A 23981-nucleotide genomic window follows, 5' to 3' on the forward strand; every position below is an offset into this window, starting at 1 on the left:
AATTAATTATTTAAATTCGTTAACATTAATTGTTTTAGGCTGTTGAGCTTCATGTTTGTGCTCAGTTCCTTCATATAAATAAAGGTTCTTAAGGATAGCAGCACCTAATCTGTTTTTTGGTAACATACCTTTTACAGACTTCTCTAATACCTTTAAAGAATCTTTCTTTTGAAGTTCAGCCGCAGTCATAGACTTCTGCCCTCCAGGATATCCTGTATGCCAGATATAAGTCTTATCAGCCCACTTGTTTCCGGAAAGTGTAATTTTCCCAGCATTCAAAACGATCACGTTATCACCACAATCTACGTGAGGTGTAAAGTTCGTCTTGTGCTTACCTCTCAAAATCTTTGCAACCGTAGAAGCTAATCTACCTAACGGCTGTCCTTCAGCGTCTACCACAACCCATTCTTTATTCGCAGTAGCTTTGTTCGCTGAAACAGTTTTGTAACTTAATGTATTCACACGTTTTAGTTAAAGATTAAACATAATTTACCCCTAAAAGGGTGTGCAAAGGTACAAATTATTTTTGTAACGCAAAAACATATTTTATTTAATCTGGATAATATCTGCTACTCAGTCTCCTAACAATAGATTTTAACATTTTCTTATGCTTTGGCACAAATCTTGTAAATTGTTCGGCGATGAAAAACCCGTTGAAAAGATTCTGAAAACACGCTTGATAAAGCAAAGAGTTTATTCCCTCAGCTCTTTCTTTATTAACTTCTCTTAAAGATTTTCGTAAAAAATTAACAATATATTTATTGTATTAACGAAATATTTATATTTGCGGCAATCATATCCATGAATCCATGAGCCACGGAAAAATAAGAGAAAATAAAAACTGCCTGAACTGCGGGCAACACGTCGAAGAAAGGTTCTGCCCTCATTGCGGACAGGAAAATATTGAAAGCCGGCATCCCTTTTATTACCTCTTCACTCATTTTATAGAAGACTTTACCCATTATGACGGACAGTTTTGGGGAACATTAAAAAACCTGATGTTTAAACCAGGGGCTCTTACCAATACTTACCTTGAAGGAAAGAGACAAAAATTCGTACCTCCTGTAAAACTCTATATTTTCGTAAGTTTTATCACTTTTTTTGTATTTGCTCTTTTTCCAATGAATATAAATTCTCACAACACAAAGGAGAAGGAGAAGGAAGCCAAAGCCAGTATTTTTGACAAAATGAAGGCGATCAATGCCCGGAAAATAGCAGATAGTATACAAGCCAAACCGGTGCTGACAAAAGAAGACTCTGTAACCATCAAAAGCCTGAACATTGTACCGGATTCTGCTAAAATAGATGACCTGGAAGAGGCTTTTGAAATGGATAAGAAAATAGATGATAAAGTACAGTATGGCGGATATAATACGAGAAAATCTTATGATTCGGCCAGGGCTAAAAATCCGTCAATGCTTGATTTTATCCAAATACCGGTAGCACATAAATTCTTTGAACTTAAAGAAAAAGGAGTTACAAAAGCAGAGATTGCACAAAGTCTGGCAGAGACCTCTTTTCACAATCTGCCGAAGGCTCTCTTTATATACCTTCCGCTATTTGCTTTCTTTTTATGGATTTTCCATAATAAAAAAAGATGGTGGTACTTTGATCATGGAATCTTCACCCTGCATTACTTCTCATTCCTTTTACTGAATGTGCTGTTTGTGTTCCTTATCGTAAAACTGGCATCACTTACAGATATCGGAATTTTAGATACCATCCTGTATCTGGTATTATCTGTTTTGCTGATATACATTATTGCCTACTTTTTCATTGCCCACAGACGGGTGTATCATACCCATGGCATCGTAAGCTTTTTCATAGGCGGTATTTTATTTACCCTGAATTTCTTCGCATTTATGATTTTAGTCGTGGTACTTGCACTGGTAAGTTTCCTGATGATCCATTAAAATATAACGAAGCTGTCTTTAGATAGCTTCATTTCTTTTTATTTTCTCAGTGATTTACTCCCTCTGAAACTGGCAAATAAATAATAGGCTACAAAGACTGTAGAAAATTTTAAAATAGAAGGTATAGCCAGCTTAAGGTCAAAAATTAAAGTTCCTATCACAACCAAAATTCCCATAGCTACAAAAGACAACCCTAATTTTTGAGGTAAAGTAAAATTCGGGGTATCCAGATAATAAGCAATTCCCCAGGCTGAACCAAAAGCAATGGCATAGTAAATATCCAGTCCGATATTCTCTGAGCTTAAAAAGAAATAATTGATAAGGAAACTTACTGCTGTTCCTAAGGCGAAATATAGTAAGGCTTTTTGCATGTCTGTAAAATATGGTGCAAAAGTAGAGATTTTAATCTGAGAATTCTAAAATGTATGATTTTACATTGAAATCCTGTAACTCATTTTAATTCTGTAACTACCGAACTTTAGCTGTCTCAAATTTCCTGACCTTAAATTGGGGAGATATAATTAAATAATACTGATTAATCAAATGAAAATCAACGACATAAAATCAAACACAAGGTTCTTTATTTATTATTATATTTGAGAACTTAGAAACTTTCTAGAATTTTTATGGAAACCCAAAAATATACTCCAACCAACAAGGTAAGAATCGTAACAGCGGCCTCATTATTTGACGGACATGATGCTGCGATCAATATTATGCGTCGTGTCATTCAGGGAACAGGATGCGAAGTCATCCATCTCGGACATGACAAATCAGCAGAGGAAGTTGTAAATACAGCGATCCAGGAAGATGCCAATGCTATTGCTTTGACTTCCTATCAGGGAGGTCACAATGAATATTTTAAATACATCTACGACCTTTTAAGAGAAAAAAAATTCACCACAGATCAAAATTTTCGGTGGCGGCGGTGGTGTAATCCTGCCGGAAGAAATCAAAGAGCTCATGTCTTATGGTATCGACAGAATCTACTCTCCGGACGATGGCCGCGAGCTAGGGCTACAAGGCATGATTGATGACCTGGTACACCGATCTGATTTTGCAACCGGAAAAGATGTTACCGCAGAAGATCTGGATGCAATCAGCTTTGAAAACTCAACAAGTATTGCCAGAATTATCTCTGCCGTAGAGAACTTTTCAGATGAAAAACCTGAGCTCGTACAAGCCATTGACGAAAAGTCAAAAGGCCTTACAATCCCGATCATCGGTATCACAGGCACAGGAGGAGCGGGAAAATCATCATTAACAGATGAATTGGTAAGACGTTTCCTTCGTTCTAATACTGATAAGAAAATTGCTATTATCTCTATTGACCCTTCTAAGAAAAAAACGGGGGAGCTTTACTGGGGGACCGAATCCGTATGAACGCCATCAATGACCCAAGAGTTTATATGCGTTCTATGGCTACGAGAGAAAACAACGTATCCGTTTCTCCTTTCATCCATTCCGCATTGAATGTATTGAAACTGGCCCATCCGGACGTCATTATCCTTGAAACCTCAGGTATCGGACAATCCGGTTCGGAAGTTTCTGATTTTGCAGATGTTTCGATGTACGTCATGACTCCTGAGTACGGAGCCTCTACTCAGCTTGAAAAAATTGATATGTTGGATTACGCTGATTTGGTAGCACTAAATAAATCTGACAAACGCGGAGCTCTTGATGCCCTTCAGGCGGTAAGAAAACAATTCCAGAGAAACCATCTTTTATGGGAAAGTCAACTGGAAGATATGCCTGTGTACGCAACAAAAGCATCTCAGTTTAATGATCACGGGACAACTGAGCTTTACAACAGGCTGGTTTCAAAGGTCAATGAAAAATTCACTGATTTAGATCTTAAAACGTTTGTCGAGCAGGAAATCACAGATGAAGTGACGATCATCCCGCCTAAGAGAGTTCGTTATTTATCTGAAATCGTTGAAAACAATAAACAATATGATGCCAATGTTGAGAAACAAGCGGAGCTTGCCAGAACAATGTATCATATTGAAGGGGTTAAAAACATTCTTTCTAACGAGGTTTTAGAGGCTGAATATCAAAAAGCGGAAAAAAATCTTCAACAGGAAAATATTGACTTCCTGAAAACATGGGATGATACGAAAAAAGCCTTTCATGCTGAGTTCTATTCATATTATGTGAGAGGAAAAGAAATTAAGGTTGAAACGTCAACTGAATCTTTATCTCATTTAAGAATTCCAAAAATTGCCTTACCAAAATACAATGACTGGGGGGATCTTATCAAATGGAAAGGCCAGGAAAACCTTCCGGGAAGCTTCCCATACACTGCAGGAATCTATCCGTTCAAAAGAACAGGAGAAGATCCGACAAGGATGTTTGCCGGAGAAGGGGGTCCCGAAAGAACGAACAGAAGATTCCATTATGTTTCTGCAGAAATGCCTGCAAAACGTTTATCCACAGCTTTTGACTCGGTGACATTATATGGCCAGGACCCTGCTTTACCACCGGATATTTACGGTAAAATAGGAAATGCAGGAGTTTCTATTGCCACGTTGGATGATGCTAAAAAACTATATTCAGGATTTGACCTGGTGAATGCATTAACCTCCGTTTCCATGACGATCAACGGTCCGGCTCCTATGTTATTAGCTTTCTTTATGAATGCTGCAATCGACCAGAACGTTGAAAAATACATCAAGGAAAACGGATTGGAGGCTAAGGTTGAAGCTAAGCTCAGGGAAAAATTCGACGATAAAGGATTAGAAAGACCTCAATATAATGGTGAACTTCCGCCATCCAACAACGGATTGGGATTACAGCTTTTAGGACTTACCGGAGATGAAATTGTACCTGCAGAAGTATATGCAGAAATTAAAGCAAAAACCATCGCTACAGTTCGTGGTACCGTTCAGGCCGATATTTTAAAAGAAGATCAGGCTCAGAACACCTGTATTTTCTCTACAGAATTTGCCCTAAGATTAATGGGTGACGTTCAGGAATACTTCATTAAAGAAAAAGTAAGAAATTTCTACTCTGTTTCTATTTCCGGATATCATATTGCTGAAGCAGGAGCCAATCCGGTTTCTCAGCTGGCGTTCACCCTTGCCAATGGTTTCACCTATGTGGAATACTATTTAAGCCGCGGAATGGATATCAATGATTTCGCTCCTAACCTTTCTTTCTTCTTCTCAAACGGTATTGATCCTGAATATTCAGTGATCGGACGTGTAGCAAGAAGAATCTGGGCAAAAGCCATGAAGCTGAAATATGGTGCCGATGAAAGAAGCCAGATGCTGAAATACCACATCCAGACCTCCGGTCGCTCACTGCACGCTCAGGAAATTGATTTCAACGATATCAGGACTACGCTTCAGGCATTGTACGCTATCTATGACAACTGTAATTCACTTCACACAAATGCGTATGACGAGGCTATTACTACCCCTACAGAGCAATCGGTAAGAAGAGCGATGGCGATCCAGCTGATCATCAATAAAGAATTAGGATTAGCCAAAAACGAAAATCCACTTCAGGGATCATTTATTATTGAAGAATTAACTGACCTTGTGGAAGAAGCCGTATACACGGAATTTGACAGAATCACGGAAAGAGGAGGTGTATTGGGTGCAATGGAAACAATGTATCAACGTTCTAAAATCCAGGAAGAGTCCATGCACTATGAATGGCTGAAACACACCGGAGAATACCCGATCATTGGAGTGAACACATTCCTTGGTAAAGACGGTTCGCCAACTGTACTTCCGGGAGAAGTGATCCGTTCTACTGAAGAGGAAAAACAGGCCCAGATTGAAGCTCTTCACAATTTCCAGAAAGCCAACGCAGATCGATCGGAAGAAGCATTGAAAAAATTACAACATGCTGCCATCAATCAGCAAAACTTATTTGAAGTAATGATTGATGCCGTGAAATACTGTTCTTTAGGACAGATCACCAATGCTTTATTTGAAGTAGGTGGTAAGTACAGAAGAAATATGTAGGAAGCATTTCATCTTCTGAAAATATACAAACCTAACAGGATTCAGAATCCTGTTAGGTTTTTTATTTATCTTCACCACAAATTTCAATTAACTTATAGACATCCTTAATCAGAAAGTATACATGAAGCCCCAAGCCCTATTCAACTGGAGCAGCGGAAAAGATTCTGCACTCGCCTTGTATAAAATCCTTCAAAAAAACCAATATGAAGTTTCTACGTTGCTTACAAGTATTCATGAGGAATTCCAAAGGGTTTCCATGCATGGAGTTCATGTTTCTTTGTTGGAAAAACAGGCAGAAAGTCTAGGAATTCCCTTGGTTAAAATGGAACTTCCTAAAGAACCGTCCATGGAAGAATACCAGAAAATAATGAGTAATACAATGGCTGAGATACAGGCTCTGGGCGTTACACATTCAATTTTCGGGGACATTTTCCTTGAGGATCTTAGAAAATACAGAGAGCAACAGCTCAATGCTATCGGTATGCAAGCTGTCTTTCCACTCTGGAAAAAAGATACCTCAATACTTATCCGTGAATTTCTGGATCTGGGTTTTAAAACCATTGTAACCTGTGTGAACGGATCTTATCTGGATAAAGGTTTTGCCGGACGGATCATTGATCATGATTTTATCAAAGACTTACCGGAAAATGTAGATCCTTGCGGAGAAAACGGAGAGTTCCATACATTTACCTTTGACGGTCCTATTTTTAAAACCCCTGTTGCTTTTGAAATTGGGGAAACTGTAAAGAAAACTTATCCTAAACCCAAAACGGATGCCGACAAAGAAGATGGTGAATATGTTTTTTGGTTCAGTGACCTGACTTTAAAATAAGCCCGGGAATAGCTCCAACGGGCTTATCAAAGTATTATTTTATCGCTTTAAAGACTTCATTCATGGTATCAAAAATCAATTGGATATCATTTTCATTGGTCATCCAATTGACAAATGCAGCCCGGATTCCCTTGCTGCCGTTATACGAAGTTGGAGTCATAAAGACTTTACCTGTATTATTAAGATTCTCCAGGAACCGACCAACCTCATTTTGCATTTCGTCATCCTGTAAGGTAAAACAAACCGTATTCAGACGTACCGGGGCCAATAGTTTAAAATTATCGCTATCCTCAAGCCACTGTCCCAGTTGCTTTGCCAGTGATATGTTATTTTCTATGATATACTGATATCCATTTTTACCATATGCCATGATGGAAAACCATGCCGGCAGTGCCTTTAATCTTCTTGAATTCTCGGGAAGAAAATTTAAATATCCAAAATCTTCCAAGGGATCCCCAAGATAAGGAGCATTAGAGTTCTGGAAGGTTTCAACCTGCAGAATATGATATTGCTCTTTAATTAAAAATATTGCACTTTCATAGGGAACATTAAGCCATTTATGACAATCAACGGTGATACTGTCGGCATATTCCCACCCTTCCAAAAGGTGTTTATATGAATCCGAACAGGCTGCAAAGCCACCGAAAGCGGCATCAATATGCCACCAGAAATTATACGTATCTTTTAATCTTTTGATTTCTTTAAAATCATCGAAATCTACTGTATTTACTGTTCCCCCGCTGGATATTAAGATAAAGGGCTCCCCTTTAAGGCTCATGATCTGATGCTCCAGATCTGCCATATCAATAGATTCACGATTTCCTGCTGCTGTTTTAACCTTAACAATAGTATTACTTCCCAATCCCAGAAGCGATAAAGATTTTACCGAAGAAGAATGTGGAGTAGCACTAAGTATTTTCATTGTTCCAGGCATTCCTTCTTTAGCAATATCCCTTCCGTGCTCTTTGCCTAACCATTGCCTCGCAACGGCCAGACAGGTGAAATTTGACATGGTCGCCCCGGTTACAAATCCACCCAGAAAACTGTCTGGAAGTCCTAAAAGTTCTACTATCAGATGTATGGTCTCCAGCTCAATATTTGCGGAGATATCGCCCTGTCCTTTTGTGGTCTGGGTATTCTGATCATAAATAGTCGTCAGCCAGTCACCGGCAATGGAAGCAGGCGTTGTTCCTCCGGTTACAAATCCAAGATACCGTGGGCCGGAAGATCCCACTATTATGGGTTCAAATCTTTGGTTAAAAATTTTTAAGGTCTCTTCTGTTCCGTATCCTGATTCGGGTAATCCCTGTTTTTCCCAGACAGGGATGGTAGGTACAGAAGTAGGTTTTTCCGTTATAGAATTCAGATAATCAACTCCTTGTTGCTTTATACTGTTCAGCAAAGTTTCAATTTGAGACCAGTCACTTTTCAGATGTTCATTCATAATTTTCTGATGGTAAATAATAGAATCAAAATTATTGAATACTCTTTAAAAGCCGATAGATTATTTTATATGATAGAAAAAACCTATTCTAGCACGGATTTTGCATCCCTTAACACTTTTTAAGATTTTACGATCTATAAAATGATAATCTATTAATAAAACACCCCCGTGATTAAAAATTTAACATTCCTTCTATTTTTTTGTGTATTATTTTCATGTAAAACCGGTACAACACAAGCTCCAGTTGATCAAAAAGCTATTATTGACTCTACCATTACTGCTTTTCAAAAGACCCTCTTGGAACAGCAGATTGATTCTGTGTTTAAAAAGTACCATTTTAACGGGAGTATTGCAGTCTTCAAGGACTCAGACCAGCTTTACAGAAAAGAAAGCGGATATTCAGATTTTAAAAGAAAAGCAAAAATCGATAGCAACACTGTTTTTGCCATTGGTTCAATAAGCAAACAATTCACAGCCGTTCTGATTCTTCTTCAGATGGAACAGGGAAAACTGAACGTCAAAGATAAAGTATCCAAATACCTGAAGGAATTTAAGAATAAAGATTATGAAAATATTACTATCCATCAGCTTCTGAATCACACTTCAGGATTGAATTTAATGGGTGGTAAACTAATGTTTAAAAGCGGTACGGATTTTTTCTATTCCAATGACGGATTTAATGCTTTGGGAAAAATTGTTGAGACAGTATCCGGAAAATCTTATGATCAAAATGCAACGGAACTCTTTAAGAAAGCCGGAATGACCAGTTCTTCCACAGGAGACACCTTCCACGGAAATAACTTTGCAAGTGCTTACCTTGGTAATTCTGCCAGATTTCAGGAAGTTCCCAATATGCCTGAAAGATTAAGCGGAAAAGAGATCGGTACCCCCGCCGGAGGAGTGCTTTCCACCATTTCAGATCTTCACAGGTGGAATAACGCTCTGTACGGAGGGAAAATTTTAAAACCCGAAACACTCAATCAGTTCATGGCTAAAAGTGCAGAAAGACGTCATGCAATCTTTGGAAAAATGGGATATGCCTATGGAATCATGCTGAATATCGGAAAACCTAATTCCTATTTTCACAGTGGATACGTGAAAGGATCTCCTTCATTGAATATTTATTATCCGGATACAAAAACTTCAGTGATTATTCTGTCTAATATCGCAGATGAGGAAAAAGGTAAAAGCTCCATATTTAGACCGCATATAGAAGTGAAAAAGATGACAGATCATCTTGAAAGCACATTGCTACAGCTGAAAGCAAAAATTAAGTACCTTTAGTCTGGCCGACATCAGGAATATGAAAAAACTATATTTTATCGCCATCTATCCTCCAACGGAAATTATTGAAGAAGTAAGGATTTTTAAAAAAGATCTGGCGATTTATTATGACAATTCCAAAGCGTTAAAGAATGAAGCTCATATCACCCTATTCCCTCCTTTCTCAAGAGAAATTGAGTGGGAAGACGACATCTTCACAGCTTTTCAAAAAATAGACACCCATATGAATCCCTTTAAAATTGAACTGAATGGATTCGGAAGCTTTGCCAATCCTAAAAATCCGGTGATCTATATTCATCCTGAAATCAGTTCTGAGCTCCAGGACCTTTACAAGAGAGTAAAGCAACAATTCAGCTTCGCCCCCTACTCGTTTAACCCTCATATGACAGTAGGGTATCGGGATCTTACGTGGGAAAACTATTTAAGAGCATGGGAAAAGTATCAGCATTTTCCGTATAAAACTAATTTCTTAGTTGACAAAATATTACTTCTCCGTCATGATGGAAACTGGGTTCCGATTGCCGAGAAAAGACTGGGAACCAATTAAAAACCGGCCTGTCAGGCCGGTTTTCATAATATTTATTCTTTTATAATTTTCTGGGAAATGATTGGCTGATCATCTTCAACGACATTCAGCAGGTACGAACCGGAAGGTGCATATTGAATGTCTACCGATAAGGTTGAACTATCTTTCATTTCAGACTTCGCCGAAAGCAGCTTACCGGAAGCATCATAGATTTCAACTTTTATATTTTTTGAGAAATCCTGTTTTCCTCTGATATAAAATACCCCATCTGTCGGATTCGGATAAATACTGAAGCCTTTCTCTCTGGCTGTAACTTTAGAAACTTTAAGTCCTGACTTATTAAGCGTCCAGCTGACATTGGTAAAATGAAGAGTTCCGTGATTGTTTACTTTTAAAAGAGGACTGTTGTCTGTCACTGAAAAAAGCAAAGTATTATTACCGCTGTTAAGTTGAGCAGGAGTGATCGTAATTGTATTAGCCGTTGCACTGAGTGTTGTTCCATTCAGTTTCCAGGTATTCACGAGTGTATTAGGGTTAGGAAGAATCTCATTCACTGTAAAGGTGATATTGGTATTGGCATTTAAAGTGGTATTATTTGCCGGGGTAAAAGAATCTACCGGAGATACCAAAGAGTGAATTTTCTCCACAATAGCTTCTTTACATACAGAACAAAACTGTTGATTCAAATATCTCATCTCACAACTTTGATGGGGTCTGAACCAGCTCGGACTCTCCGTGTAAGGATAAACACCGACACTGTTTACGCCTACCCAGTTTTTCCACTTTACCGTCGCAGGATTTGACGTCTGAGTTTTGTTTGGGGATTCGCCGGAACCTGCAAACCAGTATTCATCTGCCAGTTTTCCGAAAGAATGTCCCAACTCATGTACAACAATTTCACTGGACGAACTATTAAGAGACGCAAAGGCATATGCCCCACCGCAACCTCCATATTCAGTTGAATTTCCTAAAACATAAGTAATATCATAATCAGGAACATTGGCGGCCAATACCTGCCCGACTTTATTCGTTGTACTGCTGTAGATACATCTGTGGACTCCGACATCAAAGCTGGACCCAAGATAATTGTTAGGATTGGATACAGGAATAACAGGTTCTGCCACGTCGGTTGCCGTTCCCGGATGCTTTACTCCGGACTGAGTGGATATCACTTTCACCGCATAGGCATTAAAATAATTTTTATACTCTTTGTAAGGGCTTTTGGTAAAAAGATAATTAACGGTTGACTGAGCTGAAGAAACAAAAGAGTTTTGTTCCGCACTGGTGAAGCCATCCCCCAAAACGGCAATGATGATTCGTTTATCATTTGCACCGCTTTGTAAAAGTGATACTTTATCAAATACCTGTCCGAAGCAGTTGCTTCCAATAAGTAGGGATAATAGAATTTTTTTCATGATTATAGTTTTTGAGTGAATAATAATTGTATCCCATCCTCTGCAACTTTTTCGATTTTTACAGATCGGATATTTTCAGAATAAGCAAATCTCACACTGAATTCAGCATCGGGAAGCGAGGCTTTCTGTCTGGAGACTCCTTCTTTTTCATACACTTCCAGTTCAGGCTGTAAAGGATTTTTAATGAGTTGTCTGGAGATTTCTTTTCCTCCTGCTTCCTGAACAGTGATGATAAGATCTCCTTTTTGCATCTCATCTCTATCAAAAGATGGCAGAAGTTTTAACCTTCCCTCCAAAATTTTACTATCCTGAAGAACAATTTTTTCTCTTCCGGATGGATCTTTATCCGCTTTAAAAAACAAATACATAATCCGATCTCCTTTTTGAACGGCATTTCCTGCCTTCAAGTATCCTTTTGAGCTAATCCACTCTCTTTCTGAAAACTACAAAACAGAAAAACAGGAACAATTAATACATTAAGTAAATTTTTCATGATCATTTTTTATTAAAGTTAATAAAGATTTAAACACAAATCACCATTCTTTGATTTTTTTTCATTATTAAATAAACTTGAGAAAATCATATCTTTGCAATAATGATTTCAGAGAAAATAATTTTAGGTATTGATCCCGGAACTACGGTCATGGGATTTGGTCTAATTTCCGTCAAAAAAGGTAAAATGGAAATGGTTTCTATCCATGAGCTTATCCTAAAGAAGTATCCCAACCATGAAACTAAACTGAAGTACATTTTTGAAAGAACTCTGTCACTTATTGATGAGTTTCATCCAGATGAAGTTGCCCTGGAAGCTCCTTTCTACGGAAAAAATGTACAAAGTATGCTGAAACTGGGACGTGCCCAAGGCGTTGCTATGGCAGCCAGTCTTTACAGAAATATCCCCATTACGGAATATTCTCCGAAAAAAATAAAGATGGCTATTACCGGAAATGGTAATGCCAGTAAGGAACAGGTAGCAGGAATGCTCCAAAACCTTCTCAATCTTAAAGAGTTTCCCACGAAATATCTGGATGCTTCAGACGGCCTTGCTGTTGCGGTATGCCATCATTTTAATTCAGGGACGATTGCAGATACAAAGTCGTATTCCGGCTGGGAAAGTTTTTTGAAGCAAAATCCGGATCGGTTGAAATAAAAAAGCCCTTTTTCAAGGGCTTTCAGTTCTAATTATTTAAGAATTTTTTCGATTCTTTTCTATTTTTGTCTGAATAATTGAGTATAAAGGCTCCTTTAGGAAGTTCTCTCTCAATCTGAATTTCATTTGTTCTGGCGTTGCCTTTCTGGATAAGCTTGCCACTCAGGTCATAGATCTGGTATTCTCCAAATACATCATTTCCTTTCCCTGCAAGTTTGAGTTTATTTTCTGATTTCACGTATACTACTTTCAATTCTGTAGCATTATTTTTGGTATCCGAAGTTCCCAGAGAGCCTACAATTTTCACCGCATAATCTTCCATTTGGCCATATTGTAACTGAGAACAAGGAGTAACATCCGGTAGATTTGTACCATTATATGTCGCTGCATCTACAGCAACTCTCATTCTTAAGTACGTATCTGTAACCGCTCCAGCCGGAGGAGTAATAGCTGCAGTGACAGCAGCCCCTGATCCAGATGCCAAAGCAGTGGCTGAAGTATTATTTACGACTAATTCACCATCTTCGAAAGATCCGTTGTTATTATAATCTATCCAAACCTTTGTTTTGAATTTTTCAGCTTGTGAAAATCCATTTTCAAAATATATTTTTAGACTTGTGCTTGCATTTGATGCGATATCTGTATAGTAAGCTGGTCTAATACAAGTCGCAGTTGCATAATCTTCATAAAACTTAGGAGTCGGTTCATCCGAGTCATATCCGTTAGTCATACTGCTGATTCCTCCAAATTCAACTCTTGTAGGACCGATAGCGAAGTTATTATTAGTAGGATGAGCGGTACCTGTAGGGTTACATTGAGCAGCCGATATTACAACCGGAGACGGAACCACAACAGAAGGATCCTTTCCTCCTAAAGAATTAAGCAAATTCTTTCTATATTCCATCATCAACATAAGTGCACGGTCTCTTTGCCCTGCTGTAAACTTTCTGTTGGTATTGGAATAATTCATAATATTATATTGTACCCCTTGATAGTTGACACCCGTACAAGGGTTAATAGCTGTATTGGAAGGTGCCGGAAACTGATAATAAGCTGCACCGGATACTTCTGTATCACAAACCATATCATTGTCTATTGTACAATCAGTTTGTGCTGGCGGGCAATAGTTTGTGGTACCACTTTGAGCAGCATAATTTCCTCCCTGAAAAGTATGGTATAATCCAAATGAATGTCCTAACTCATGGGTCAGTGTCGTATCATTTGCATTGGTGATCGTAGCAACTTTCATGAAACTTTCATAAAAATAATCATATGTCTCCGGGAACCGGGCATATCCCATAAGCCCACCAGAGTTTTGCTGCTGGCCGTTAAACCCAATAACAACATAAATATTAAAATATGAGGTTTCCGGCCAGTGAGGTGCCAATTCTTTAATTGAATAATCAGGAGCTCCGGTACCAGGATTCGTTGCAGACATCGCTTGTCTTACCCCACTGGCATCGTATGCAGGAATTGTACTTCCGTTATATCTCACAATTCCATTCGTAGCGGTACATTGTGGTGTTCTTTTTGCCAATACCAGTTTAAACGGAATAACATTCCCTCCGTCTGCTCCGGGTCCTTCTGCATAAAAGCCATTACCATAAGTGGTGGCATACATTTTATTGGCCCTGTCTATCCAATCTGTAATCTGCTGATCTGTCAATTTTAAATTGACATTTGATGTTGCATTCGACTCGATAACGTGTACCACAACCGGTATTTCGTATACCTGACCTGTATACAATCCGTTCCAGGAAGTTCCTCCGCCAACTTTATTAAGATAGGACTGCTTATCAATATTTCTCAATTTAAGTTCTCCTTCTTCCCGTCTTTTTTTGAGTTCAGGAAACTTTGTGTCCATCCTTCTCATATCTTCATCAAAGCCACAATAATGTTCCTGCACCTGAGAAAAAGCACTAACAAATAGCAAAACACCTAAAAAGGTAGTAATTTTCTTCATTTTTAATATTTTTTTTAATTAGAATTAAGCAAAAGTATAATTTTATAATCAAATCATCAAAAAAAATAAAATATTTTCTTAGCATTTTTTTATTTATCCTAATTTTTTAAAACAACGTTGTATAACAGTAAATTAGACCCCAAACGACAATTACTTGGTAAAACATAATACTATCTTTTACATTGGTATGATTTTTAATACTACATTTGTATAAATTTTCTACAATGAAAACAAACCAACAAACTATAAATCAAACGAATCATAAAATAAACTGGTTCCAGAAGTTTCTTATGGTATGTTCCGGAGGAAACATCCATATTTTAAGAAAGACTCCGAGTGAATGGAATAAATTTTCAGGGATCGGAGGAATTGTACTTTTCACTGCAGTATTTGCTACTCTCTCTGCAGGATATGCCATGTATACAGTATTTGATAACCTGTGGGCAGCTACAGGATTTGGAATTCTCTGGGGGTTAATGATTTTTAACCTGGACAGGTATATCGTTTCATCCATCAAAAAAACCGGGACATGGTGGAATCAGATTCTGATGGCTATTCCACGTTTGGTACTGGCCACCTTTTTAGGAATTATAATTTCAAAACCGCTGGAGCTTAAAATTTTTGAAAAAGAAGTAAATAAACAACTGAATACCATTATTCAAAGAAATAAAAAACAGCTTCAGGGAGAAATGAATGGAAGGATTCTGCAGCAAAGCGGCCCTTTTGAAACGGAGAAAAAACAAATCTCAGAAAAGATTGCTCAATATCAAGTGGCATATGACTCCGCATCCGTAGAACTTGAAAAAGAAATTCTCGGAAAACAATCAGGTTTAACCAGTGGTAAAGAAGGTTTCGGACCTAATGCCAAACGTAAACAGGAATTAAAAGAACAGCGACGACTTGATCTTGAAAATTATCAGAAACAAGCAGCTCCAAGGCTTAACTATCTTGACAAAGAAATCTCCAAAGTATACACCAATCTGGAAACAGAAAGAAAGTCTACGGAAACTTTTGAAGATAAATTCAACGGATTTGCAGCAAGACTTCAGGCTTTGGATGAACTTGGAAAAAACTCCGCAATTATAGGCCTGGCTGCGGCATTTATCATGGGGTTATTTATCTGTCTGGAAATCTCTCCTGTGTTGGTAAAGCTTATTTCGCATGTAGGGCCTTATGATTATCTTCTTGAAAAGACAGAAAACGATTTCAGATTATATTCCAAAGAGAAAATTGAAAAAGGAAATGCTTTGACAGATTTCCGTGTTGATGATTTTAAAGATAATTTAAAAAAATAGCGTATTTTTCATACATGATTATTGACAAAGAAGAAATCAGGAAGAAAAAGAAAAAACTGGACGACTGTAAAGCCTTCCTGAAAAAAGAATTCATCGGAATCGATAAGATTATTGATGATGTCATGGAATATATCCAGATATGGTATCTTATGCCTGAAATCCTGACACGCCCAGTGGTCATCAACCTTTGGGGAATGACAGGAGTAGGGAAAACAGATCTGGTGAGAAAGATGGTCCGGTTTCTCGAATTTCAGAATCGTTTTGTTGAAATAGAACTTAGCAATTCCGATGAGACCTCCTGGAGTAAAAGTGTCTCTGATATCTTCCAAAGCAACGGTTTGAGTGATGAAAAACCAAGCATTGTTCTTTTTGACGAGATTCAACGTTTTAACACTATTGATCCGGATGGCATGCCCGTTCCTCAGACCAAATTCACCGATTTCTGGGAACTTTTGAGTGACGGACGCCTCAGCAAGCGGGAACGGGAAGATCTCGAACATTACCTGTTTTCTTATCTTTTACGTAAAAAAGAAAATGAAAGACGCAAAGTAAACGGCGAAACAGACCTTGATGAGAATCCATATCTTAATTTATGGGATGCCAAAGAACTTAAAAAATATCTGAGTATGGATGATGATGTAATGAGCATCATTGATATGAAAGAGGAAGATATGATCAAGCTGATTCGTAAAAAGCAGAAAGAAAAGAAGATTTACGAACCCGTGAATTACAGTAAAATGCTGATTATTATCAGCGGAAATCTGGACGAAGCTTTTCAAATGTCAAAAGAAACAAGCGAGGCAGATATAGATGCTAATATTTACCATGCTTTTACCAAAAAAATAACTGTTGTAGATATTAAAAATGCCCTGTCAAGAAAATTTCGCCCTGAACAGGTGGCGAGATTCGGAAATATCCATCTGATCTATTTTTCGTTAAAAACGGAAGATTTTCAAAAATTAATTCAAAGGGAAATCAATAATCTAAAACATAATACTAAAACAAAATTTGGTGTAGGCTTAAAAATAAATAAAAATATTAACGAGCTCATTTACCGAAACGGGGTGTTCCCTGTACAGGGTGTGCGTCCTGTCTTCAGTAGTGTCGTTGATATTCTGGATACAAATTTGAGTAAGTTTCTTTTTGAAGCGATTATTCACGATGATCCGTCGATAGAGATCAATTACTCTCATGCTGACAAAATCATTACCGGTAAAATCGGTGATCGTCTGATCGAAATTCCTTATCTGGGTAAGATTGATAAAATACGGCAGTCTAACCTTCAGGATGCGGTAGCCAATATTAGTGTTCATGAATGCGGTCACGCAGTATCATATATGCTGTATACAGGCTTTGTTCCTTTACAGCTTAAAAGTAAAGTGGCGAGCAGTTATGCCGCAGGATTTACGTTTCCGCATCAGATCCACGATACCAAAGAAAGCATTGTCGACAGGATTAAAATTTATCTTGCTGGCGGAATTGCCGAAGAAATTATTTTTGGTGAAAAAAATGCAAGTATCGGAAGAAGCCATGACCGTGAGCAGGCTACCACTCTTGCTATAGACTATATCCGAAAATATGGTTTTGAAGAAAATTTCCAGGCTACTTACAATCTTGAAGATTACCCTCATCGAATGCAACAGCATATTACGGATGAAAGAATTGAAAATTTAATGCAGGAACTGGCCCGAAAAACCCGGGAAGATCTCATCTTACATTTTGATTTATTAAAAAACATGAGCAAAACGCTTAGTGAAAAAGGCAGTTTACAACCTAAGGAAATATATGATATAGCCATCAAACATCAATTACAAGTAAGCCTTAAAGAAGAAGGCTATTTGCATATTGCCGGCTATCACCATTTACTGAATACATAAAGAAAAGCAAGAGCTATTTATATACCTGACCTTTTAGTTAATTCTGGAAGGTCTTTCTTTACTCCTTCAATGTATAGAAAAGTTAGCCAAACACAACCTGAAATCACAGAAATCTTATTCAATTAAGAGCAGGAACATTTTTTGCTTTCATTTTATATGCCTTCAAGTGTTGTCAATAGTTTTGTATATTTTCCTGAAACTGAAATATTGAGAATTATATATCAGTCGGGAGCAGTATACGATTATATGAAGGTACCGGCAGGCATCTTTGAAAAATTTAAGGCGGCAAGATCCAAAGGTTTTTTCCTCAATAAGGTAATCAAACCAAAATTCAAATACATCAGAATATCATAAAAAAATGCCCCCATATGATGGAGGCAACATGGGTAATATTTAAATTTTCTTTAGTATAAACACATATGAATTAAATATTTCATCAGTTAGTCGATAAAATCATTATTTTGTTACAAAAAATTAAATATTAAATTAATATAAAATGATAAAAACAATACAGAAATAATTAACAAAATTGCTGTTTTATCTTTAAAATATAAAAATAAAAACTTTTACCGTATTCAAGTTCAATATCATAATAAAATCCTACACTAAGAAAAACAAACAGAAGAATATTTTTAAAACAAAGTAGCAATATCTAAATAAAAACAAAGCCCATACAGATTTGTATGGGCTTTGTTTTTATTGTTTACTATTCCTTATAAAGAATAATTCGGAGCTTCCTGTGTAATAATCACGTCATGAGGGTGAGATTCTTTCAATCCGCTTCCTGTGATCATAACCAATTTGGAATCTTGTTGTAAAGCTTCAATATCTTTGGCCCCACAATATCCCATACCGGCTCTTAATCCTCCTGTCAACTGGAAAATTACATCTTCCAATTTTCCTTTATGAGGTACTCTTCCTTCAATTCCTTCCGGAACGAATTTTTTAGCTTCACTCTGGAAATATCTTTCTTTACCTCCTCTCTTCATTGCAGAAAGACTTCCCATTCCCTGGTAAGATTTGAACTTTCTTCCCTGGAAAATAATCTCCTCACCCGGAGCTTCATCCGTTCCGGCCAAAAGAGATCCAAGCATTACTGCTCCTGCACCACTTGCAATTGCTTTTACAATATCTCCTGAAAGCTTGATTCCACCATCTGCAATTACCGTTACATTTTGAGACTTGGCATATTCATATACATTATAAATAGCTGATAACTGAGGAACACCTACTCCTGCTACAACTCTGGTTGTACAGATAGAACCTGGCCCTACCCCTACTTTAAGAACATTTGCACCTGCAGTAATAAGGTCTTTTGCCGCTTCGGCAGTTACAATATTTCCTCCTACGATATCTAAGTCCGGATATGCTTTTCTTATTTCAGAAATTTTGTCTAAAACTCCTTTAGAATGTCCGTGAGCAGAATCAATGGCTACAATATCCACTCCTGCTTTTACCAAAGCTTCAATTCTGTCTAAAGTATCCTCACCAACACCTACTCCTGCACCTACAATAAGACGTCCGTTCTGATCTTTATTGGCATTTGGGTACTCCAGCTGATTGTCGATATCTTTGATCGTAATTAATCCTACAAGCTTGTTGTCTTTATCTACGATAGGAAGTTTTTCAACTCTGTTTCTAAGAAGAATTTCTTTTGCTTTTTCAAGATTGGTATCTTTATCGGAAGTGATCAGATTTTCTTTGGTCATGATCTCCTCTACTTTCATATCAAGATTTTCCTGATATTTAACGTCTCTGTTGGTAATGATTCCGATTAAAACATTTTCACTGTCTACAACCGGCAAACCTGAGATTTTGTATTTTGACATCATTTCCTTAGCCTGTCCCAAAGTATGATCTTTAGAAAGGGTTACAGGATCAGAGATCATTCCGTTTTCAGAACGTTTTACTCTGTTTACCTGAGCAGCCTGCTCAGCGATTGTCATGTTTTTGTGAATGAAACCCAAACCTCCAACTCTTGCTAAGGCAATGGCAAGATCTCCTTCAGTAACTGTGTCCATCGCAGCAGAAACTATCGGAACATTCAGCGTGATTTTGTCGGTAAGTCTTGATTTTAATGATACCTGATTAGGTAAAACTTCTGAATAAGAAGGGACTAGAAGAACGTCATCGAAAGTGATGGCTGTCTCTACAATTTTGTTATGAATAGACATCTTTACTTTCTTTGCAAAATTAGGCTATTTTTACGACATATGAAAATCCTTTTTAATAGTTTACATCAAATTTAATAATCAATACGTTAAATTAAAAAACCGTTCATTATTCATGAACGGCCACTGTACAAAATAAATTTAGTCTTATAAAACTACTTATTAGGTTTAACTTTATTCTGGTATCCGTGATCGGTTAATTAACCGGATTACCTTTTTCATCCAAGTTCTCAATATGAGTCTGGTTATTCTTATCAACGTATAACTTCAGTCGAATATTACCTTTGGCATCACGAATAAAAACTCCGACATCTCCATTTGCTGTTTTTCCGGCAAAAAATCTTTCATTTCCCAGCTTGCCTTCTTCTCTGAGTTTTGTATAAGCCTTTTTACTTATTGCAGCATTATTGAGCTTTTTAAGTGAATCATCAAACTTAATAAGCGCCTCCATCGGAAAATCATCCGGGCGATCCCAAAGTTTTAAACCATAGACTCTGTTTTTTTCTTTTCCAGCTCTTTCAAAGTACTGGAGTTGCATGACCTGGTCTGTTCTTCTCTGATCTACAGAATATACCATTCCGGATTCCTTTTCATTGGCGTCATAGACCAATCCGCCACATTCGTCACCTAATGAATTAAAGAAAATAAGTCCTGCTTCCCTTTCTCTGGGGTTCAAATCTTTATGATTGAATTTTCCGGGATGCTGGCGTTCTTTATTGCTGATGACCATTTTCAGTGTTCCGTCTTTTTCAACAATATTGATTCTTTCAACGTCTATTTCTTTAAAACGTTCGTTGGAAGATTGATTTTTGAATGCGAGAATAAAAAACAGGATGCACACGACAGTAAGCGAAGCCGCGTATATTTTTAGAATTCGTACTTCTCTTACTAGTTTTTCCATGGCAAATATTAGTTTTATGAGTGGGAAATTATTTATCGGAAACAGAATTGATCATTTTTGAAATATCAGCGGTTGTAAAGTTTCCTTTTACATCTACAAATACCAATTCTTTATTTGAATTGACAGTGATCAGCATATTTTTAATAGCATCACCGTTTTGCTTTACCCGAACATTGACATTGTCACCGTCATGTTTTATGGTAGCCCAGTCTTCGTAGTGATTATTATTCAGATACTTTGCATAATCATTGAGCATTTCCTTGCTCCCGTTTTCAACGGTGAGAACTTTGATTTTTGAAATTTTCTTTACAAGGGCAATGAGTTCCTCGCTTTCCCCATCCTCTTTTAAAGCCTTCTTAATATAAGGTTTAGCCAGGAACATAGGCACATTAAAACTTGTAAATTTAGCATCCCTGAAATCATATCGTGAATCAGAAAAGAAATTCATATTAGGTTTTTCTGATACGATGCAGGATTGAAAAATACTGATCATCAGAATAGCAAGGAAAATGTTTTTTAAAGTTTTCATGGCTGGTTTTTTATTCGATAGGTCTCAGGCTTCCTCCCGAAGTTTTACTGATATTTGATTCTATCTCGGGTCTTCCTTTATATTTTACCAATCCTCCCGAAGATGCTCTCACCTTTAATTTATCGGATACACTGACGGAAAGGTTTCCTCCTGATGTGGCTTCTGTTTCAAGGTAGGTTAATTTGAGGTCTTCGGCTTTACAAACAGCACCACTGCTGATATCTATCATTCCTGAATCTGCTTTTCCGTTCAGACTCATATTGGAGCCACTGGAACTTTTAATGGAAATATTCCCTGTTGTGATTCCGGCTCTGACGTTAGCACCTGAGGATGCAGAGATGTCTGTAGCTCCCGCAATTTTAAAATCACCTGTCACGTTGGCTCCTGAAGATGCATCAATTCTCATGTCTTTTTCCGAAATAGAATTCACCACCGTAAAGTTTGAACCGGATGAAACATCAATACTGTTCATTTTCGGCGAAGAAACATTTACACTTAAATTTTTAAACCTTAAATTCCTTACTCCTTTATTATCAATATAAATTCTCAAAATCCCATTTTCTACTTTTGTAATGATATACTGCAATTTGTCAGAATCTGCAATAACTTTTATGCTCGTAGGCTCTTCCTGCTTGAATACTACATTTACTCCTGTACTTACCTGAATTCCGGAGAATTTACCTACATTTCTTGCTTCGCCGTTCAGGTAGGAAGAATTTCCTTCTGAGGTCAGGCTGCTGCGTGTGGTGGAAACGATGGTCTTTTTAGTTTCACTGGAACTGATAATCTTACTCACATCATCCATAGAAAGTTTTCCGTCCAGCATCACAAAAATACTTTCTCCGCCACCACCGTCAATACTTAACAGAAGGTCATCCAGAATACCATTTTTAGCTTCTGCTGAAAGGAATTTTATTTTACCTCCTGAACTGTTTACTGACATTATTTCATTGTAATTCAGGTTTTTCAGGTACGATGAAATATCTTTACTTAATTCAGACAGATTAGTCTGGACTCTTCGCCCATCGGTGGTATTGCTTTTTTCAGGATTCTCTGTAATCAGAATTTTTAATCCATTGATTTTAGACAGCAACGGTTTAATCTGATCCAACTGTGAATCATCAATATTTAAACTGCTCAGCATACCGAACATCGGTTTGGCAATTTTAATAGAAGTTACTCCTTCTACTTCCTGATATTTTTCGAAAAGTTGATCAAATTTATCTTTTTGTCCATATACGTTGAAGAAATGGGAAAAAGCAAGTGCGAATATTATGAATAGTTTTTTCATGAGTCAATTTTATTTTTTTTTAAGGATGATTATGGATGATCAGGCTGATCTTGGCTAATAATCATCGTCCACCACTTTAGGTTGTACCAATTTTTCACTAACGTTATTTGCAAATATCTGGAATGAATACTTAGTCACATTGATTGCTTCTTCTACATTATCGATTCTCTTGCCATTCACAATGACATAAGAGTTTTCATATCCTGTAGAGTCTTTTGAAATTTTATTTTTAAAAGAGGCATTGTCCACATACCTTGGTTTTCTCTCCTTTTTAAGCCTTCCTCTTTTAGGAAGAATCTCATCAAGTACATCCTTTTCAGCTACATGATTTTCCTGAAAGATAGAGTCTTTTTTGGCTCCTGAGATAGAATCGGTATGAGTATTGACAGCTACCTGGGCCTGATGATCGTTATTTTCTTCAATAAAATCAGATTTTTGTCTTAATACCTCTTCTTTTACCAGCTTTTCTGTATCCGGGGCACCTGTTGCGGCATTATCATTAGTATTGTAAAAGAAAAAACCGATGCCGAAAAGCAGTATGATGCTGGCCGCCATCCAGAACCATTTAGGAAAAGAAGGTTTTTTACTTTCTCTTAATGGAATAATAGGGGTAGTATCCTTCCCAGATTCTTTATCTTCTGTCTTCTGAAGAAAGTCTTCGAAGCTCCAGTCCATTTTTTCTTCCCTGATATCCCGGAAGATTTCGTCGTATTTATCTTGTAATTGATCTTTTTCATAGCTCATCAGTTGTGAGATTTGTTCTTTTACTTTTTGTCTTGCCCGCATAAGGTTGACCCTTACTGCATTTTCTTCCATTTCCAGCATTTCAGAAATTTCAGAAACATCGTACTCTTCTACATCTTTCAAATGGATAACCATTTTCTGCTTTTCCGGGAGCTGATTGATAAATCCTACAATATGTTCTTTAAGATTATCCACTTCCATACTGTAAAGCTCTGACCGGTGAAGCTGCATATCTGCAAAACCTATCTTCACATCGTGATGTTTCAGCCGGTTGAGACATTCGTTCTTGACAGATTTGAGAGCATAGGATTTAAAATTCCCAAACTGCTCCAGCTCGTCTCTTTTCTGCCAGAACTTCATCATCAGGTCCTGCACTACATCTTCTGCTTCATCACTGCTCATGACGAACCTTTTCGCAAAACGATACATCTCGTCTTTGAGAATAAACACCGTATTCTTGAAGGTTTCTTGGGTCATGAGTTTTGTTTCTTATAGGTAAGACAACCAGTCTTTACAATCTATTACATCAAAAATAAAAAAACTTCAAAAAAAATCATTTTTTTATTTTCTATTGGGTTTCAGGCTAAGATAAACCATTAAAAGATTGTTTTCTCTTATAAAAACTTCTATATTTAAATTGTAAAACAATACAACCGTGAAGATAAAACATAA

Annotated in this window: 18 protein-coding genes and 2 pseudogenes; 9 read left to right on the forward strand and 11 right to left on the reverse strand. The window is 37.3% G+C overall.

Features of this window, described 5'->3' with window-relative positions:
* Positions 1-6: 6 nt before the first annotated feature.
* Entirely contained in the window at positions 7-462 is a 456-nt protein-coding gene (gene rplM, locus H3Z85_05395) for a 50S ribosomal protein L13 (GenBank protein QPQ52851.1), read from the reverse strand.
* A 347-nt stretch (positions 463-809) separates the two neighbouring features.
* Here rplM and H3Z85_05400 point away from each other — a divergent pair, with 347 nt between their 5' ends.
* Positions 810-1913 (forward strand): DUF3667 domain-containing protein, encoded by a 1104-nt coding sequence (locus tag H3Z85_05400; GenBank protein ID QPQ52852.1) that lies wholly within the window; start codon positions 810-812, stop codon positions 1911-1913.
* 38 nt (positions 1914-1951) lie between these two features.
* Here the strand turns inward: H3Z85_05400 and H3Z85_05405 are convergent, their stop codons facing one another.
* On the reverse strand, positions 1952-2284 hold the full coding sequence (locus tag H3Z85_05405) for a hypothetical protein (GenBank protein QPQ52853.1): 333 nt from the start codon (positions 2282-2284) through the stop codon (positions 1952-1954).
* 255 nt (positions 2285-2539) lie between these two features.
* On the opposite strand from H3Z85_05405, the pseudogene H3Z85_05410 reads away from it, so the two are divergent.
* Positions 2540-5887 (forward strand): annotated as a pseudogene (locus H3Z85_05410) (methylmalonyl-CoA mutase family protein).
* A gap of 121 nt (positions 5888-6008) precedes the next feature.
* On the forward strand, positions 6009-6719 hold the full coding sequence (locus tag H3Z85_05415) for a diphthine--ammonia ligase (GenBank protein QPQ52854.1): 711 nt from the start codon (positions 6009-6011) through the stop codon (positions 6717-6719).
* 34 nt (positions 6720-6753) lie between these two features.
* Here H3Z85_05415 and H3Z85_05420 read toward each other — a convergent pair whose 3' ends face one another.
* The gene (locus H3Z85_05420) at positions 6754-8163 is read right to left on the reverse strand and encodes an aspartate aminotransferase family protein (protein QPQ52855.1); all 1410 of its coding nucleotides are present in this window, start codon (positions 8161-8163) and stop codon (positions 6754-6756) included.
* A 168-nt stretch (positions 8164-8331) separates the two neighbouring features.
* Between H3Z85_05420 and H3Z85_05425 the strand changes: the two genes are divergently transcribed.
* Complete coding sequence (locus H3Z85_05425; protein ID QPQ52856.1) at positions 8332-9447, forward strand: beta-lactamase family protein; 1116 nt, start codon at positions 8332-8334, stop codon at positions 9445-9447.
* Positions 9448-9466: 19 nt separating this feature from the next.
* Complete coding sequence (locus H3Z85_05430) at positions 9467-9994, forward strand: 2'-5' RNA ligase family protein (GenBank protein QPQ52857.1); 528 nt, start codon at positions 9467-9469, stop codon at positions 9992-9994.
* A gap of 32 nt (positions 9995-10026) precedes the next feature.
* On the opposite strand, the gene H3Z85_05435 is transcribed toward H3Z85_05430, so the two are convergent.
* Positions 10027-11388 carry a peptidase M64 domain-containing protein gene (locus H3Z85_05435; protein ID QPQ52858.1) on the reverse strand — a complete coding sequence of 454 codons (1362 nt, stop codon included), beginning with the start codon at positions 11386-11388 and terminating at the stop codon, positions 10027-10029.
* A gap of 2 nt (positions 11389-11390) precedes the next feature.
* A complete protein-coding gene (locus H3Z85_05440) occupies positions 11391-11795 on the reverse strand; it encodes a hypothetical protein (protein ID QPQ52859.1) in 405 nt (134 codons plus the stop codon).
* Between the two features lie 188 nt (positions 11796-11983).
* On the opposite strand from H3Z85_05440, the gene ruvC reads away from it, so the two are divergent.
* Positions 11984-12538 (forward strand): crossover junction endodeoxyribonuclease RuvC, encoded by a 555-nt coding sequence (gene ruvC, locus H3Z85_05445; GenBank protein QPQ52860.1) that lies wholly within the window; start codon positions 11984-11986, stop codon positions 12536-12538.
* Between the two features lie 28 nt (positions 12539-12566).
* Here ruvC and H3Z85_05450 read toward each other — a convergent pair whose 3' ends face one another.
* Positions 12567-14501 (reverse strand): T9SS type A sorting domain-containing protein, encoded by a 1935-nt coding sequence (locus H3Z85_05450; GenBank protein ID QPQ52861.1) that lies wholly within the window; start codon positions 14499-14501, stop codon positions 12567-12569.
* 224 nt (positions 14502-14725) lie between these two features.
* Here H3Z85_05450 and H3Z85_05455 point away from each other — a divergent pair, with 224 nt between their 5' ends.
* The 3 genes from H3Z85_05455 (at position 14726) to H3Z85_05465 (ending at position 18027) form a co-directional block, all read left to right on the forward strand.
* Positions 14726-15796, forward strand: a complete 1071-nt coding sequence (locus H3Z85_05455) for a DUF4407 domain-containing protein (protein QPQ52862.1) — start codon at positions 14726-14728, stop codon at positions 15794-15796.
* A 14-nt stretch (positions 15797-15810) separates the two neighbouring features.
* Entirely contained in the window at positions 15811-17673 is a 1863-nt protein-coding gene (locus H3Z85_05460) for an AAA family ATPase (protein QPQ52863.1), read from the forward strand.
* Between the two features lie 156 nt (positions 17674-17829).
* Entirely contained in the window at positions 17830-18027 is a 198-nt protein-coding gene (locus tag H3Z85_05465; protein QPQ52864.1) for a KTSC domain-containing protein, read from the forward strand.
* A gap of 359 nt (positions 18028-18386) precedes the next feature.
* On the opposite strand, the gene guaB is transcribed toward H3Z85_05465, so the two are convergent.
* The 5 genes and pseudogenes from guaB to H3Z85_05490 all read right to left on the reverse strand — a co-directional run bounded on the left by guaB (position 18387) and on the right by H3Z85_05490 (position 23786).
* Entirely contained in the window at positions 18387-19847 is a 1461-nt protein-coding gene (guaB, locus tag H3Z85_05470) for an IMP dehydrogenase (protein ID QPQ52865.1), read from the reverse strand.
* Between the two features lie 193 nt (positions 19848-20040).
* The gene (locus H3Z85_05475) at positions 20041-20745 is read right to left on the reverse strand and encodes a hypothetical protein (GenBank protein QPQ52866.1); all 705 of its coding nucleotides are present in this window, start codon (positions 20743-20745) and stop codon (positions 20041-20043) included.
* Positions 20746-20773: 28 nt separating this feature from the next.
* On the reverse strand, positions 20774-21274 hold the full coding sequence (locus tag H3Z85_05480; GenBank protein QPQ52867.1) for a DUF4252 domain-containing protein: 501 nt from the start codon (positions 21272-21274) through the stop codon (positions 20774-20776).
* Positions 21275-21284: 10 nt separating this feature from the next.
* Entirely contained in the window at positions 21285-22565 is a 1281-nt protein-coding gene (locus H3Z85_05485; protein QPQ52868.1) for a DUF4252 domain-containing protein, read from the reverse strand.
* Between the two features lie 729 nt (positions 22566-23294).
* Positions 23295-23786 (reverse strand): annotated as a pseudogene (locus H3Z85_05490) (sigma-70 family RNA polymerase sigma factor).
* Positions 23787-23981 lie beyond the last annotated feature (195 nt).

Source organism: Chryseobacterium indologenes, assembly GCA_016025055.1.
Classification (GTDB): domain Bacteria; phylum Bacteroidota; class Bacteroidia; order Flavobacteriales; family Weeksellaceae; genus Chryseobacterium; species Chryseobacterium indologenes.